Annotated in this window: 9 protein-coding genes; 6 read left to right on the top strand and 3 right to left on the bottom strand. The window is 70.9% G+C overall.

The features are described 5' to 3' along the window. The first annotated feature begins 70 nt into the window (after positions 1–70). The 4 genes from WME97_RS12455 to WME97_RS12440 all read left to right on the top strand — a co-directional run bounded on the left by WME97_RS12455 (position 71) and on the right by WME97_RS12440 (position 7,962). Complete coding sequence (locus WME97_RS12455) at positions 71–1,315, top strand: ATP-binding protein (protein ID WP_437552121.1); 1,245 nt, start codon at positions 71–73, stop codon at positions 1,313–1,315. A 494-nt stretch (positions 1,316–1,809) separates the two neighbouring features. Next, the gene (locus WME97_RS12450; protein ID WP_437552120.1) at positions 1,810–5,097 is read left to right on the top strand and encodes a beta-propeller domain-containing protein; all 3,288 of its coding nucleotides are present in this window, start codon (positions 1,810–1,812) and stop codon (positions 5,095–5,097) included. A 198-nt stretch (positions 5,098–5,295) separates the two neighbouring features. Further along, a complete protein-coding gene (locus WME97_RS12445) occupies positions 5,296–6,441 on the top strand; it encodes a hypothetical protein (RefSeq protein WP_437552119.1) in 1,146 nt (381 codons plus the stop codon). Between the two features lie 504 nt (positions 6,442–6,945). Next, positions 6,946–7,962 carry a sugar-binding protein gene (locus WME97_RS12440; RefSeq protein WP_437552118.1) on the top strand — a complete coding sequence of 339 codons (1,017 nt, stop codon included), beginning with the start codon at positions 6,946–6,948 and terminating at the stop codon, positions 7,960–7,962. A 48-nt stretch (positions 7,963–8,010) separates the two neighbouring features. Here WME97_RS12440 and WME97_RS12435 read toward each other — a convergent pair whose 3' ends face one another. The 3 genes from WME97_RS12435 to WME97_RS12425 all read right to left on the bottom strand — a co-directional run bounded on the left by WME97_RS12435 (position 8,011) and on the right by WME97_RS12425 (position 12,301). Further along, positions 8,011–10,497: a substrate-binding domain-containing protein gene (locus tag WME97_RS12435; protein ID WP_437552117.1), complete on the bottom strand. Its 2,487-nt coding sequence runs from the start codon at positions 10,495–10,497 to the stop codon at positions 8,011–8,013. A gap of 147 nt (positions 10,498–10,644) precedes the next feature. Further along, a complete protein-coding gene (locus WME97_RS12430; protein WP_437552116.1) occupies positions 10,645–11,346 on the bottom strand; it encodes a DUF4336 domain-containing protein in 702 nt (233 codons plus the stop codon). A gap of 55 nt (positions 11,347–11,401) precedes the next feature. Next, on the bottom strand, positions 11,402–12,301 hold the full coding sequence (locus WME97_RS12425; RefSeq protein ID WP_437552115.1) for a hypothetical protein: 900 nt from the start codon (positions 12,299–12,301) through the stop codon (positions 11,402–11,404). A 473-nt stretch (positions 12,302–12,774) separates the two neighbouring features. Between WME97_RS12425 and WME97_RS12420 the strand changes: the two genes are divergently transcribed. After that, positions 12,775–13,635, top strand: coding sequence for a BPTI/Kunitz domain-containing protein (locus WME97_RS12420; RefSeq protein ID WP_437552114.1), 861 nt, complete (start codon positions 12,775–12,777; stop codon positions 13,633–13,635). Between the two features lie 151 nt (positions 13,636–13,786). Continuing rightward, positions 13,787–15,157 (top strand): sigma 54-interacting transcriptional regulator, encoded by a 1,371-nt coding sequence (locus WME97_RS12415; protein WP_437552113.1) that lies wholly within the window; start codon positions 13,787–13,789, stop codon positions 15,155–15,157. Positions 15,158–15,201 lie beyond the last annotated feature (44 nt).

Genomic DNA, 15,201 nt, shown 5'->3' with positions numbered 1-15,201 from the left:
TGGAGCAGGCGGCGTGGCGCGAAGCTTGCCGGCGGGAGAGCGCCGATGTCCGGCGTGGTCGAGGCTCCCGATGAACGACAGCGAGATGAAGGTCCTTCTTGTGGATGACGACGAGGTCGACCACCTCGTCACGCGGCGGCTCCTCCGCGACGCTCCCCGCACCCGGTACGACGTGACGTGGCTGAGCAGCTCGGACGAGGCGATCCGGGCGCTGCGCGCCGGCGGCTACGACGTCTGCCTCCTCGACTTCCGGCTCGACGCCCGGACGGGCCTCGACGTCGTGCGTGAGGCCAACCACCTCGGCTGCGCGATCCCCATCATCATGCTGACGGGGGTCGGCGACGAGGAGATCGACATGGCCGCGATGAGCGCGGGCGTCGCGGATTACCTGGTGAAGGGCAGGTTCGACGCGCAGATCCTCGAGCGCACGATCCGCTACGCCATCGAGCACAAGCGGAGCCAGCTCAAGCTCAAGCAGTACGCCGACACGCTGGAGGAGAGCAACCGGCAGCTCGTCCAGATGCACGAGGAGCTCGCGGCGAAGAACGCGGAGCTGGTCCGGCTGAACGAGGAGAAGAACCGCTTCGTCGGCATGGCGGCCCACGACCTCAGGAACCCGCTCGGCGTCATCCTGGGCTACAGCGATTTCATGCTGATGAGCCACCGGCGCGGGGAGCCGTCGTCGCTGCTCAAGGAGGGTGGCGTCGAGATCGTCAACATGATCAGGAGCTCGAGCAAGTTCATGCTCTCGCTCATCAACGATCTGCTCGACGTGTCGATGATCGAGCTCGGCAAGCTGAACCTCGACAGGAAGAGCACCGATATCGTCCAGCTCGTCGAGTCCAACGTGGCGCTCAACCTGGTGCTGGCGGGGCAGAAGAACATGAAGCTCGTCGTCGAGAGCGACGAGGGCGTCCCGCGGGTCGAGGTCGACGTCCACAAGCTGGAGCAGGTGCTCAACAACCTCATCAGCAACGCCATCCACTACTCGCCTCCGGGCACGACCATCCGCGTCCGGGTCGAGGGGAGCCGCGGGGGGGATGTCGGCGGAGGGGCCGAGGTGCTCCTGTCGGTGAAGGACGAAGGGCCCGGGATCGCGGCGGAGGACCTCGGGAAGCTCTTCCGGCCGTTCGGGCGGGCGAGGACGGTCAGCACCGGGGGGGAGCGCTCGACGGGCCTCGGGCTGGCGATCGCGCAGCGGATCGTCGAGGGCCATGGCGGGCGGATCTGGGTGGAGAGCGTGGTCTCGAAGGGGTCGACGTTCTTCGTGGCGCTGCCGGTGGCGCGGGCGGAGGAGAAGGAAGAGGCTGCGTGACGGGGGCGCGGGCGAGCGCGCCCGCGCCGCTCGACGTCACGATAGAAGGCGTCGAGTGCCCCGCAGACCGGCACGAGCCGACGGCAACCAGCGCTGTCCGAACCGTTGTGTGGGCAGACGCCGCCACGTGTGAGCGCTCGGCGCTCCGCTCCACCCAAGAACCCATCCTGCGCCGCGCAGAGCGATCCGCTCTGCCTCCGTTCCGTCACAGCATTCCACGTTGAGCGGCTCCTCCAGAAGGTGGATACTCCGCTGGATGCAAGCTCACGGTCCGCGGTAGTGCGAAGCCGCGAAGACCGGCTCGATCGCGGGATGCGCCGTGCCGGACGCGTCCTCGATCGCTCGCCGGGGACTCGCCGCACCGCCGCCCTCGGACCGCGACGTTCCGACCACGTTGAACCGTGTAGGACACATCGATGTGCGCAGTCTCCGCACCTCATGCGAGGTGCCAGGGAGGAGTAGCTGTGGCGAAGAGAAGAGCACTATTCAGAGGTGTGCTGTCAGCGCAGGCCAGCGTGATGGCCGCGCTCCTCTTGCTGCTCGGACAGGGATGCGGGAGCGACGACAACAAGCCCGAGCCCCAGGAGCAGACCCCACCCGAAGAAGAGAACGAGAACCCTCCGCCCGAGGAGGAGGAGCCCGATCCTCCCAAGGAAGAGCCCGAAGAGCCCGAAGAGCCCGAGGAGCCAGAGACCCCGGAGGGGCCCACCGACTTCGTGTCGGCCGATGATCCGTTCACCGAGGGGTACCTCGGCGAGGAGGAAGAAGAAGAGGAAGAAGAGGAGGAGGAAGAAGAAGAGAGCCGCGAGCTCGAGGAAGGCGACATCTACCGCGTCCTCGGCGGCGGGCAGCTCCTCAACCTCAACACCTTCCGCGGCCTTCAGGTCATCGACATCCAGGACCCGTCGGACCCGAAGTTCCTGGGCCAGATGCAGATCGCCGGCACCCCGGTCGAGATGTACGTCGTCGGTGACCGCGCGGTCGTGCTCCTGAACGACTGGGCCGGCTACCAGCTCAAGGCCGACGGCCTGACCGTGGAGCGGCGGACCGGCGGGACCGTGCTGTTCATCGACATCGCCGACCGCGCCGCGCCGAAGCTCCTGTCGCAATACCCGGTCACCGGCGCCATCATGACGAGCCGCCTCGCGCGCGGCGACAGCGCGAGCTCGCTCTACATCGCCTCGAACGGCTCGGAGCTCGAGGAGATCAACCCCGGGCAGTTCCAGTGGGTCAACAAGACCCTCGTCCAGAGCTTCGATGTCGGCGCCGACGCGCTCATCGAGCGCGGCGAGATCGAGCTCGGCGACGCCGTGACCGCCATCCACGCGGAGGCGGACGTGCTCCTCGTGGCGCGCAACGGCGGGAGATGGTCGCAGCATCCCAGCGAGATCTCGATCATCGACATCTCGAACCGCGACGGGTCCATGGTGCTGCGCGACAGCGTGGGCACGGCCAGCTACGTGCGCTCCCAGTTCCACATGGACTTCCGCGACAACATGCTGCGGGTCTTCTCCGGTCCGCAGTGGGCCGACGGGAAGCCCAGCTACCTCGAGACGTGGAACGCGGCCGATCCCGACAACATCGTGCCGATCGACAGCGAGGAGTTCGGCGCCGAACAGTCGCTCTACGGCGCCATCTTCCTGGACGACAGGGCGTTCGCGGTCACCTACCGGCGCCAGGATCCCTTCCACGCCTTCTCCATCGATCCGAGCGGGAACGTCACCGAGGAGAGCGAGTTCATCGTGTCCGGGTGGAACAACTTCTTCCGCCCGGTCTTCGGCGCGACCCGCCTGATCGGCATCGGCGTGAACGATCAGAACGGCCGGCAGCTCGCGGCCAGCCTCTACGACATCACCGATCTGACGAGCCAGGATCCCCTGGTGGCGCGCGCCGAGATCGACGGCGGCGCGCAGGGCTGGAGCTGGTCCGAGGCCGACTGGGATCACCGCGCGTTCACGGTGCTCGACGACGCGGTGGACGCCGTGGCGGCGACCGGAGAGCCCGAGACGGGCCTCGTGCTGCTCCCGTTCTCCGCGAACAGGGTCGTGGACAACTACCCGCGGCCGTTCTCCGGCGTGCAGATCTTCACCTTCTCGGACACCACGCTGACCCGCCGCGGCGTGATGGAGCACGGGACCCCCGCGCGCCGCACGTTCCGCGCCGAGGACATCGCCACCGCGAACGTCTCCGATGAGGAGCTCACCCTCTACGCGCAGGACAAGCTCGACACGCCCGAGAAGCTCGGACACCTCGATCTCGCCCCGGATTATGTGAAGGTCTTCGCGTTCGGCGAGCACCGCGTCCGCGTGAAGATGCCTTACGATCTCTACTGGACCCCCTCCGAGAACCGGAAGGTCAAGGCGGAGGTCGTGCCGAGCGCCGGGCTCACGCAGCTCGCGCAGCCGATCGCCACCTTCGATCTGCCGGCCGACGCGGAGCTCCATCAGGTGGGCGATCTGCTCGTGTCGCTGACCACCACCTTCGAGAACTGGGTGGGCAAGGTGACCCACCTCGAGGTGATCGACCTGTCCGATCCGACCGCGCCGCGGCGGGCGGGCACGCTCGACACGAGCGATCTCCCCGCCACGGGCGGCTACCACGGCGGGGCGAGCTCGTTCTCGACCGTGCACCCCGCGCGCGATGCCCTCGCCTTCCTGCGCGTCATCGGCCACTCCGAGGACCTCGGGGTCGGCTGGGCGTGCCGGACCAGCTCGGTCGAGGATCCGGGCTGCTTCGGGCAGGAAGGCTGCACGTACATGGCCGGAGAGCGGACGTGCCGCAACATCGGCGGCGAGGAGTACTGCAACGGCGGGTTCGCCGAGTGCACGGACCACCCCGGCGCGGACACGAGCTGCACGCCGGTCGAGGTCGACCGGAACGACATCGTGGGGATCACGTCGACGTATTGTTATGAGTACGTCCCGCGCCGCAGCTGGGCACAAATCGAGGTCCACGTTGTCGACCTCTCCGACCCGGACCACCCGGCCGTGGCGCCGGCCGTCGCGCTGCCGGACGACAACGAGACCGTGAACGTCCTCAACGACGACGGGGAGCTCTACTTCAACATCAAGCGCTCGATCAGCGGGCTCGCGCCGGACGATCCGCGCCCGCGCACGCAGTACTTCCTCACGCACCTCGACCTGACCAACCCGTCGCAGCCGGCGCTCGATCCGGGGATCAACGTGCCCGGCGAGGTGCTCGCGATCCAGGGCGCGTCGATCTTCGCGAGGGACAGGGTGTGGGGCCAGCAGTTCATCGAGACGGCGATCGCGCGGCTCGAGGTGCACGAGGGGCTCGCGTACCTGCAGGAGTACCAGAAGTTCCCGGACCGCCAGGTCAACGCGATCTCCATCGACGGCCGCGGGCTGCCCGTCCTGTCCCACAGCCTGATCTGGCGCCCGAGCAGCTGGTGGTACGCCGGCTGGGATCCCAACCAGAAGCTGACAACGCTCTCGCCGGCGGGTGAGGCGCCGCCGCCCGAGCCGGAGAACGAGAACCCCGCGATCCCCGAGTTCGACGTGCTCTCCACCGTCCGACTCGCCTCGTGGGCGTCGCTGCGCCACACGGCCGACATGCGGGCGCTCTTCGAGGTGCCGGGCGGCGCCCTGGCGATCTCCCTCGAGGAGCCCGAGGCGCCGAAGGCACAGGCGTTCTTCCCGCTCTGGGGCTGGCCCGAGACGTTCGTGACCAGCGGCGAGGAGGTCCTGTTCGCCGCCCGCCGCTTCGGGATTCACCAGCTCGATCGCGAGACCGTCAACCTCGTCCCCTACCTGGGCGAGTAGCCGGGCCGCTGGGCAAGCCGGCCGGGGCCGAGCGCACCGGGCCGGCTTGCCGCAATGGCGCGCGGCGCGCAGCTCCGCCCGGCGCGGCCGCCTCATCCCTCTTTTCCCTCTTCGAACGATACGCACCGCGCGGGCCGCGCGTGGGAGGCGGTGAGATCCGGTTTCGCGGAGCGCCCGACAACGCTATGGAGGAGCCCCATGGTCGAGCAAAGCACAGCGGAAAACGGGGAGGGGCAACCGGAGAGCGCGGGGCCCGTCGAGGAGCGCGCGACGGAAGCCGCCGGAGGGCCGGCGGAGGCGGGCGCGGAGGCCTCTTCCGGCGGCACGACGACCACCACGACGGCGGGCGCAGCGAGCGCGGCAGACGCCGCGGTGGCGCCGGCCGCCGATTCGCCGGCCGCCCCTGCGCCCGCCGCCGCTTCGCCGGCTCGATCGCGGCCGCCGCGGGTCATCGACATGCGCCGGCCGCGCACGCCAGCGCCCGCGCAGGAGCCGCCGCCGCGGCGCCCGGCGTGGCCAGCGGAGCGTGGACCTGCCGACCGTGGAGCGCGCGAGCGCGGGCCGGCGGCGCGCGCAGGACGCGACAGCGGCCCGGCCGAGCGCGGGGCGCGCGACGGCAACGCGGCCGGGCGCGGGGCGCGCGACGGCGACGCGGCCGAGCGCCGCTCGCCGGACAAGGCCAGGGGGGCGCGGGATGGGGCGACGCCGCGCGGCCGGACAGGCGCCGGGGGCGCTGCCCAGACCCGCGCGCCCGCGGCCCATCCAGCGCCGGGCGCCGCCACGCGAGAGCAGCGCGCGGCCCCCGCCGCGGACCCCGCGCAGAGCGAGGCGGAGCGCAACGCCGCGCTCGCCGAGGCGAAGCGCGCGCCCGCCGCGGGAGAGGCGAACGCCTCCAAGGCGTCGCGGCAGCCGCAGCCCGCCGAGACGCGCGGCGTGGCGCCGGCTCCGGCGCCGGAGACGACGGCGACCCCCGAGCCGCGCCGGGACGCCGTGTGGGTGCCTCCGCCGAGCGCCGCATTCCCGCGGAAGAAGAAGCCCGCGCTCACCGCCAAGGAGGCAATGAAGGCCAGAGTCCAGGCGCGGGCCGAAAAGAAGGCAGCGAAGCAGGCGCCGAGCCGCGCGGCCGAGCCCACCGCGGACCAGGGCGTGGAGGCCGCCCGTGAGGAGCCCGGAGCGCCCCCCGCTGCAGCAAAGCCCCGTGACGCCGCCGTGACGAAGCGCCGCGACGCGGCGCCAAGGTCAGCACGCCGCGACCAGGCGGCGCCGGCGCCGGCGGCAGACGCGCCGACCCCGAAGCCGGGGCTGCTCAGGCGGTTGCTGGGCCTGTTCCGGCGCTCCGGCTAGTTCCGCCCGCCAGAAGCCCGGCCAGCGAGCTGGGGAGAGATTTCAACGCAAAGCCGCAAAGCCGCAAAGCCGCAAAAAAGAACAGATAGGGGTCGCCGGCGGACGGGCAGCCCGAGCCTCCGAGCAGCCGAGTCCGGGCTCGGACACCAGCTCTCCGCCGCCGCTCCGCGCGCTCCCGAGCTGGCCGTCAGTGCGCCTCCCGCGCACCACGTCGCCGCCTTGCGGACACATCCTCAGCAGGAGCCCCGCAGTCATGAGGTTCACACCGCACATCGCATGTGCCTCGCCTCACTTGTTCTCCAGATCAGGTGGGCTCGCACACGCTCGGCCCCTGCCGGAACAGATGAACCTGCGCGTCACCTCGATGATCAGCCCGGGTCGTTCACGCGAGGCGCGACATCGGCGAGGTGAGTCGCTAGCATCGCTCTGGGGCATCACCGCTGTCGCGGAGCAGCGACGTCGTCTCGACGCACGCTTCGCGCGGACGAACGGAGGAGAACCGCCGTGAACCATCAGAAGGGTCTCTGGGAGCTCGCATGTGCGGCGTTCACCATGCTGTCGATGGCGTTGATCGCAGGCTGCGATCAGGGAGGTGGGGGCGAGGTCAGCAGCAAAGACAACGGCAAAGAAGCCACGGCCAAGGTCATCAAGGTCGCGTTCGTGACGAACGGCTCCAGCGACTTCTGGAAGATCGCGTTCGCCGGTGTGCGCAAGTACGAGCAAGAGGCCAAGATTCAAGTTGACCTCAAGGTGCCGCAGAACAGCACGCCCACGGAGCAGAACCAGATCCTCGAGAGCCTCGCCAGCCAGGGCTACGACGCTGTCGGCGTGAGCGTCCTGGCGCCGGACGATCAGGTGACCGTGCTCAACAAGGTCGCGCAGAAGGTCAAGCTGATCACGTTCGACTCCGACGCCCCGAAATCGAACCGGCTACTCTACATCGGCACGAACAACTACGAGGCCGGGAAGGTGCTCGGCAACGAGATCGTGAAGCTCCTGCCGAACGGCGGGAAGATGGCCGCCTTCGTCGGCATGTTCGCGGTCGACAACGCGGCCCAGCGCCTCAAGGGCATTCAGGACGTGGTCACTCCCCACGACATCCAGCTCGTCGACAAGCGCGAGGACAACACCGACCTCGCCAAGGCGCGCACGAACGTGGAGGACATCATCAACGCCCACCCCGACCTCGACGTCGCGACCGGCCTCTGGTCGTACAACGGGCCGGCCATCGTCGCCGCCGTCGAGGCGCTCGGGAAGAAGGGCAAGGTCAAGCCGGCCGTGTTCGACGAGGAGGACGCGACGCTCGCCGGCATCGAGAACGGCACTGTCGCCTGCACCGTCGTGCAGAAGCCGTTCCAGTTCGGCTACCTGGGGAGCAAGTGGCTCCACCGCCTCGCGACCGAGGGCGACGCGGCCATCGCCGCCATCCCCCCGAGCAAGGTGATCGACACCGGGGTCGACGTGATCAACAAGGACAACGTCGCGCAGTTCAAGGCCACGCTCGCCGAGATGAAGAAGTAGCCCGCTCCCCCGGCGGTCCGACGCCTGGTCGCCCCGTATCGGCTCGGCTCAGAAGGGCTGGGGGTGCGGTGAGCGGCGATAGACGATCTGGCCGCCGGTCTTCGACAGCGCGTAAGCGAACCCGAGCTCCAGGGTCGAGCGGGTGATGACGCTCCCGAGGTCCACGCCCTGCTCCACCATCAGCCGCGCCGCCGCCGGCGTGACGCCGACGAGCACGACCTCGGCGCCGAGCAGCCGCGCCGCCCGCGCCGCCCGCAGGAGGTGCTCCACCGACGGGGCGTCGACGACCGCCATCCCCGTGACGTCGACCAGCACCACGCGCGCGTGGTGCTCGGTGATGTCTTGCAGCATCGACTCGATGAAGCGGCCGGACCGCTGCGCGTCCATCGTCCCGACGATCGGCATCACGAGGATGTCCCGCGCGATGGGCACGACAGGGCTCGAGAGCTCGCGGATCGTGTCGAGCAGCGACTCCTGGTGCCGGTTCGCGCGCTCGAGCTCATGGGTCCGCTCGGTGATCCGGTGGACGAGCCGCGTGTTCTCGATCGCCACGGCCATCGTGTCGACGATGCGCTCGATCATCGTGAGATCGTCGAGCGAGCACGCCGCCCGGCGCCCGCTCTCCAGGACCAGGGCGCCGAAGGCGGACCCGCCGGCGAGCAGCGGGACGCCGACCAGGGTATGCGCCCCCTTCCCGCGCGCCTCGACGACATCGGGCGCGTCGTGGAGCTCGCTCGAGTGCGTGTCGACGATGAGCGGCCGGGCGGCGCTCAGCACCCGCCCGACCATCGACCTCGCGTCGAGGGGGGCTCGCTCGTCGCGGTACCCCTCGCTCCCCGCGTCCACGGTGACGAGGAGGAGCTCCTTCGAGCGGCTCTCGTAGGGGAGCTGCTCCCTCCGCTTCGCCGCCTTGCGGTTGGCGTCCAGAGGCAGGTAGTCGGAGAGGGGGAGCGACCAGGGCGTGCGCTCGATGGTCACGACGTCGATGCCGGTGTCGATGAAGCGCAGCGCGGCCCCTCCCCCGGAGCCGGCGCGCGTGGGCAGCCCGGCCAGGGTCGCGTCGATGCCCTTCGATACCATGTCGTGGAGCACCCGCACCGCGCGATAGCCCATCTCGTGCTCGCGCTGGACCAGGACGGCGTGGATGGTCCCTTCCCGGAGCATCTCGAGGGTGTCCGTGAGCAGATCGAAGGCGACGATCTTGAGCTCCCCCGCCCGCCCCAGCGCCCTCGCGGCCGCGCCCCACGACAGGCCGTTCTCGGCGCAGACGCCGAAGGCGCCGGCGATTTCGCCGGTCTGCACGGCCTCCCGGGCGATCCGCATCCCGAGCTCGATGTCGAACCGGTCCTCGGCCGGCGGCTGCAGGTCGAAGGGCGCGCGCGTGCCCGAAAGCGCCGCACGGAACGCCTCGATGCGCTCGCGGCTGTTCATGGCGCTGAGCCAGAACGTCAGCGCGCCGATCTTGCCTCCGCCCGGGAGCAGCCGGGCCATCATCTCGGCGGCGAGCCGCCCTGCCGCCACGTTGTCGGTGCCGATATAGGCCTGAGCGCAGCTGCCCTCGGCGGGCGGCGTGTCGATCGTGACCACCGGGACCCCGGCCCGCGCCGCCCGGCGGATCGCCGGCTCGAGGACCTCCGGGGTGATCGGCGCCACGGCGATACCGTGCACGCCCCGGTCGATGGCGTCCTCGAGGATCCCGCGCTGCTCGACGGCGCTGTGGGCGGGGGCGTTGCGGACGTCCACGTGGATGCCGACGCTGCGCCCAGCGATGAGGGCGCCGTCACGCACGTTGTTCCAGAACGCGAGCGGCGATCGGTGCGGGACGTGGTAGACGCGGATCTCGCGGGCCGCGGCGTCGCCGCGCGCGCCCCCGGAGGGAGCGTCGCTCAGCAGGACGAGGTGCACGGAGCGCCATTGCGGCCCGAGCTGCACGCTCTTGATGCCTTTCGAGATCATCTCGACGAGCTCATGCGTGCTGGTCCGCGCGGCCACCGCGTTCAGCACCCCCTCGAGCACGCGCACCTCCTGGGCCGACCGCGCCTTGTCGTTGTAGAGCTCTCGCCGCTCCAGCGCCGCGCCGGCGCTCGCGGCCAGCGCGCGGAGCCGCGCCCAGACCTCGCCGGAAGGCGCCTGCCCGCCCGGCTGCTCGACGGCGAGCACGCCGATCGTCTGTCCCTGCACGTGCACCGGGGTGAGGATCACGACCGCGCCCGCGGGCACGAGGTGCAGCGCCGACGCGCCCGGCAGATGCTCGCGGTACCAGTCGGCCGCCGCCATGACCCGAGGGCTGTCCGCGGAATCAGGCGTTGAGAGCGTCGAGAGCGTCGAGAGCGTCTCGATCACGGTGGCCGGCACCGCGCCGCCGGCGACCTCCTGCGGGCTCGCCAGCACGCCAGCGAGGCCAACAGAGGCCTTGTGGACCAGCTGCTCCCCGTCACGGGCCAGGAGGCTCGCTCGCTGCGCGGACGGCACGGCGCTCACGGCGTCCGTCACGATGCGATGCAGCGTTGCATGAAGGTCGAGACCGGTGACCATGCGCCTCACGTCCACGCAACACCCCCACGACGGCGCGGACGTCACGCCAGTGGGCGTGATCGAGCGGCACCTTGTCAAGGGATGACCGAGCCGCCTCGGGCGCCAATCGTCCGCGCGTGGGCTCGCTAACGGAGCGGCGCCGTCAGCCTACACCTCCACGCCCTCCAGTCGCCAGGCGTGTGCGAGGCCGTCGCGCCAACCTTCTTCGATGACCTCGGCATGCCCCACGATGAGACGCTGGGCCGGTCGCTCCAGCATGGCGCGGATGGAGCGCGCGGCCGCGGTCTTGTCCGGAATCTTCTTTCTGGCGTCGGGGGGCACACGCACCCGCTCGTAGAAGCCAGTGAGGCGCGCGGCGTAACGCAAGGTCCAGTGGTCCTTGGCGCAGGCGCAAAGGACGATGTCTGCGCCAAGCAGGGTTTGCGTCGGCCGATGGTAGAGCACCGTCTCGTCCCAGAACGGCACGCCCCGAAGCGGCAAGGCCTCGAGCTCGGGGACCTGCTCGCCGAAATGGGCGTCGTGGATATCCATGTGGAGTCTCAACGCCTTGTTCCTGTTCAGCGCCGACGCCGGCCCCACCACCCGCGCCTCGGGGAAATGGGCCGCCGCCGCGGGTGTCCCGAGATGATGCCAGCAGTTGGGTACCAAAAGCCAGCGCACGGGGCCCAGGGCTCGTAGCTGCTCTGTCAATGCATCGTTGGGAGGAGCCGGGGTGTGCAGGAGCAAACTGCCGTCGTCGAGGCGTACGACCGTGGTGCGGGCGCGCATCCGTACCCCGCTGAACCACACAGGGCGGTCCAGGGTCCAGATCCTGTCGTCGACTACGGCGGTGAGAGCGCTGTCAGGCATGCGGGCGACATCCTCCAAGCGGCCAAGGCGTTCAAGGGGCAAGGGCCATTCGCCCTCAACCGGCAGCGCCGGCTGGCCGGTTCTTCCTTCTCTTCTTCTTCTCGCCCTCGCGCGCCAGGTCCGCCGCCCGCAGCGCGCTGAGCTCGCGCCGGAAATCCGCGGCCGCCGCGTGGTGCGCGTCAGCCGACCGAACGACGCCGGCGATGGCGCCGCCGCAGCGCGGGCACTCGCTCCGATCGGACGCCAGCGCCGTGCGGCAGCCCGGCTCGGAGCAGAGATCGTATTGCCACCAATGACCGACGGCCCAGCCGACGAAGGGCGCCCCGACGAGCACGGCGAAGGCGAGCCCCTCATCGGCGCCGCGCGGCAGGGCGGCCCCGACCAGGATCGCCCCGCAGAAGCCCGCGAGCAGGCCGAGGAACAGGCCCATGCCCGAGTGCGCGCGCCGCAGGCGGAAGACCGGCCGCGGATCGCCCTCCTCGAGCTTCGTCATCGCGGCAGGCCCCTCCTTCGGATCGTCCCAGACATGGCCGCACTTGTGGCAGTGCCAGCGCCTCGGCAGGAACGGCATGAGCGGCGCGGCGAGGATCGCGAGCGCGGTGCCGGCGCTCGATCCCTCGAGGCGCAGGCGCTCGTGAAAGCAGTAGGGCAGCTCACAGCGCGGGCAGCGGACCGCGGCAGCCTCCTCGTCGTCGTTGGTGGCCGCCTCCCCTGGGTGGACCTCGAGGAGCCTCTCCACGCGCCGGAGATCGCCCTCGCGCACCTGCAGCTGCGTGCCGCCGGCGGCGCCGCTCAGCATCGGGTTATAGCTCGCCGCCTCGAACACGTGGGACTCGATGCCGTTGGCCGAGAGCAGCGTGCGGTCCATCTGGGCCGCGACCGGATCGAGGTAGCGGCGGACCGTGATCAGCTTCCCCGTGCCCGAAGCAGCATCCAGCTTGTCGCGGTACGGCAAGACGTCGCCTCCCCCTGGGTCGGACGGTGTCGCCCGGCTATGGGGCTAAGAAATCCAAACGCGATCCGAAAGTCAATCTCCCCGACGAGGGCCGACCGGACAGCCGGTGACCATCGACCTCCCCGAGCTGAAGGCAGGGGAGCTGAAGTTCGAGTGCGGCATGGGGATGATCAAGGGCACCATCGCCGTCGCGCCGAAGAAGTGAGCAGCAGAGGGAAGCGATCTCTGGCTCACCACGAGCGAGCCCTCCGGCCGGCGGGTCGGTCGACAGGTGGGACACGGCACCTCCACGTAGGCGGCGCTCGGGAGAGGGGCGCGCAGCGCCTCGATCTCGTCGTCACGACGCGCAGCGTCGCCTGGCACACCGCCGCCTGACATGCCATCGACTCCGGATGCAACTCCTACGATCGATTGTCTTCTGCTCAGGTGAACGACGGCGCGCCGATCGCGATGTCCTTGGAATGTACCGGCGCTTGTCCCTCGGTCTGGGCTTGCTCACGTCTCTCCTGCTCGCGGCGGGCTGCAGCGGCGCGGGGAACGACGGCGGATCGGGCGGCGGAGGCCCGGGCGGCGGGGGCCCGGTCGCTGGCAGCGGCGGCGGCTCGAGCAGCTCGGTCGCTGGCAGCGGAGGCGGCTCGGTCGCGAGCAGCGGCGCCGGCGGCGAATCGCCGGACCGCTGTACGCTGCCGCAGGAGACCGGGCCCTGCGACGCGGCGATCCCGAGCTACTGGCACGACCCCAGCACCGGCGAGTGTGTTCCTTTCACCTATGGTGGTTGCGAGGGCAACGAGAACCGCTTCGAGTCGCTCGCGGCGTGCCTGGAGACCTGTCAGGGCACCACAACGGACATGGATGCATGCGCGGCGCCGGGCGATTGCGTCCTCGCGCCGCCGCGCTGCTGCGCCTCCTGCGACCCGGTCGACGCCAGCGCGTTCGTCGCCCTCCACCGCGACGCGGTGGCGGATTTCTGGAATGCCAGCGGGTGCGGAGACACGCAGTGCGAGCGATGCCCGGAGGTCGGCGAGGCCGAGAGCACCTCCCAGTACTTCGCGGCCACATGCGATGGCGGGCGCTGCGTCGTCGTCGACGTGCGCGAATCCCCGCTGACGGAATGCACGAAAGACGCGGACTGCGCCCTGCGCGACGGCGTCGGGTGCTGCGAGTCGTGCGACGGGAAAGGCATCGTCGCCCTCAACCAGAGCGGGGATCTCGGCGCCCTCGTTTGCCCCGAAGAGGTCGTCGCGTGCCCTCCCTGCGCGCCCGTGATTCCGGAAGGAATGACGGCGGCGTGCTCGGAGGGCAGGTGTACGCCGTGGCTCTCCGAGGCGCCCTGACCGACCGTTATTCGTTCCTCTCCTTCGCGCCCGTCCAGGCCGGGAGACGGCGGCGCCGATCTCGAACGATCTCCGCGAGCGGGTGGTCGCGGCGTACAAGGCGGGTCCGCCGCGGCGAGCCGCCGCTCGGCGCCGTGGTAGCCTCGACCCGATGTCGCACGGCCAGCCATCGCCCTCCTCGCCCGACGAGACCCGCGCGCTCGTGTCTCGCTCCACGGAGCTCGTGTTCAGGCGCTTCCGGCTCAAGGTCCTGGAGGGCCCGGAGCGCGGCCTCACGCGGGACTCGGACGAGCCGGAGCTCGTGATCGGCACCGCGCCGGGCACGCACCTCACGCTCACCGATCCGACCGTCTCCCGCCATCACTGCGCCATCACCGCCACGGCCGAGGGGTTCCAGCTCCGCGACCTCGACAGCAAGAACGGCACGACCATGGCCGGGTACCGCGTCCGCTCCGCCTACCTCAAGGCCGGGACCGTGCTCGGCGTCGGCGAGACCTCGCTGCGCTTCGACCACCTCGACGAGGAGGTCCGCCAGCCGCTCAGCGACGAGGAGCGCTACGGCCGCGCCCTCGGGCAGAGCGCCGCCATGCGCCGCCTGTTCGCCCTCCTGCCCAGGATCGCCGGGAGCACCTCCACCGTGCTGATCGAGGGCGAGACCGGCACCGGCAAGGGCCTTGTCGCCGAGGCCATCCACCAGAGCAGCCCGCGCGCGGGCGGGCCCTTCGTCGTCGTCGACTGCTCCGCGATCCCGCCGAACCTCATCGAGGCCGAGCTCTTCGGGCACGTGAAGGGCGCCTTCACCGGCGCGGTCGCGTCGCGCCCGGGCGCCTTCGAGGCGGCGCGCGGCGGCACCGTCTTCCTCGACGAGATCGGCGAGCTGCCGCTCGACATGCAGCCCAAGCTGCTCCGCGCGCTCGAGGAGCGCGTCGTCAAGCGCGTCGGCAGCCTCGATCCGGTGCCGCTCGACATGCGCGTCGTGGCGGCGACCCACCGGGACCTCCGGAAGGAGGTCAACCGCGGCCGCTTCCGGGCCGACCTCTTCTACCGCCTCAACGTGGTTCGGATCCGCATCCCGCCGCTGCGCGAGCGGATCGAGGACATCCCGCTGCTCGTCGCCCATTTCTACGAGCAGCTGGTCACGGACGGCGATCCGAGCCCGCCCGCCGAGCTCCTCCAGGCGCTCGCGCAGCAGGACTGGCCCGGCAACGTGCGCGAGCTGCGGGCCGCCGTGGAGCGCGCGGTCCTCCTCGGCGACGCGGCGCCGTGGCGCGACGGGGCGGACGACGAGGGCGGCGCGCCGGACAGCGCCGCGCCGCCCGCAGCCGAGGACGCCTTCGACCCGGCGCTCTCGTTCCGCGCCGCCAAGGAGAAGGCCACGTCGCGCTGGGAGCGCGCGTACCTCCGGGGGCTGCTGCGGGCCCACGGGGGCAACCTCTCGGCGGCCGCGCGCGCGGCGCGCATGGACCGGAGCCACCTCCACGAGCTGCTCCGCCGGCACGATCTGTCGGGGCGCGAGGAGTAGGCGCGTAGGCGCGCGCCTACACCTGTGGGCGCGCCCCTACAGGG

Source organism: Sorangium sp. So ce367 (assembly GCF_051520455.1).
Taxonomy (GTDB): Bacteria; Myxococcota_A; Polyangia; order Polyangiales; family Polyangiaceae; genus Sorangium; species Sorangium cellulosum_B.
The sequence above is the reverse complement of the archived record's forward strand: the minus strand, read 5'-3'. Positions and strand labels throughout refer to the sequence as shown.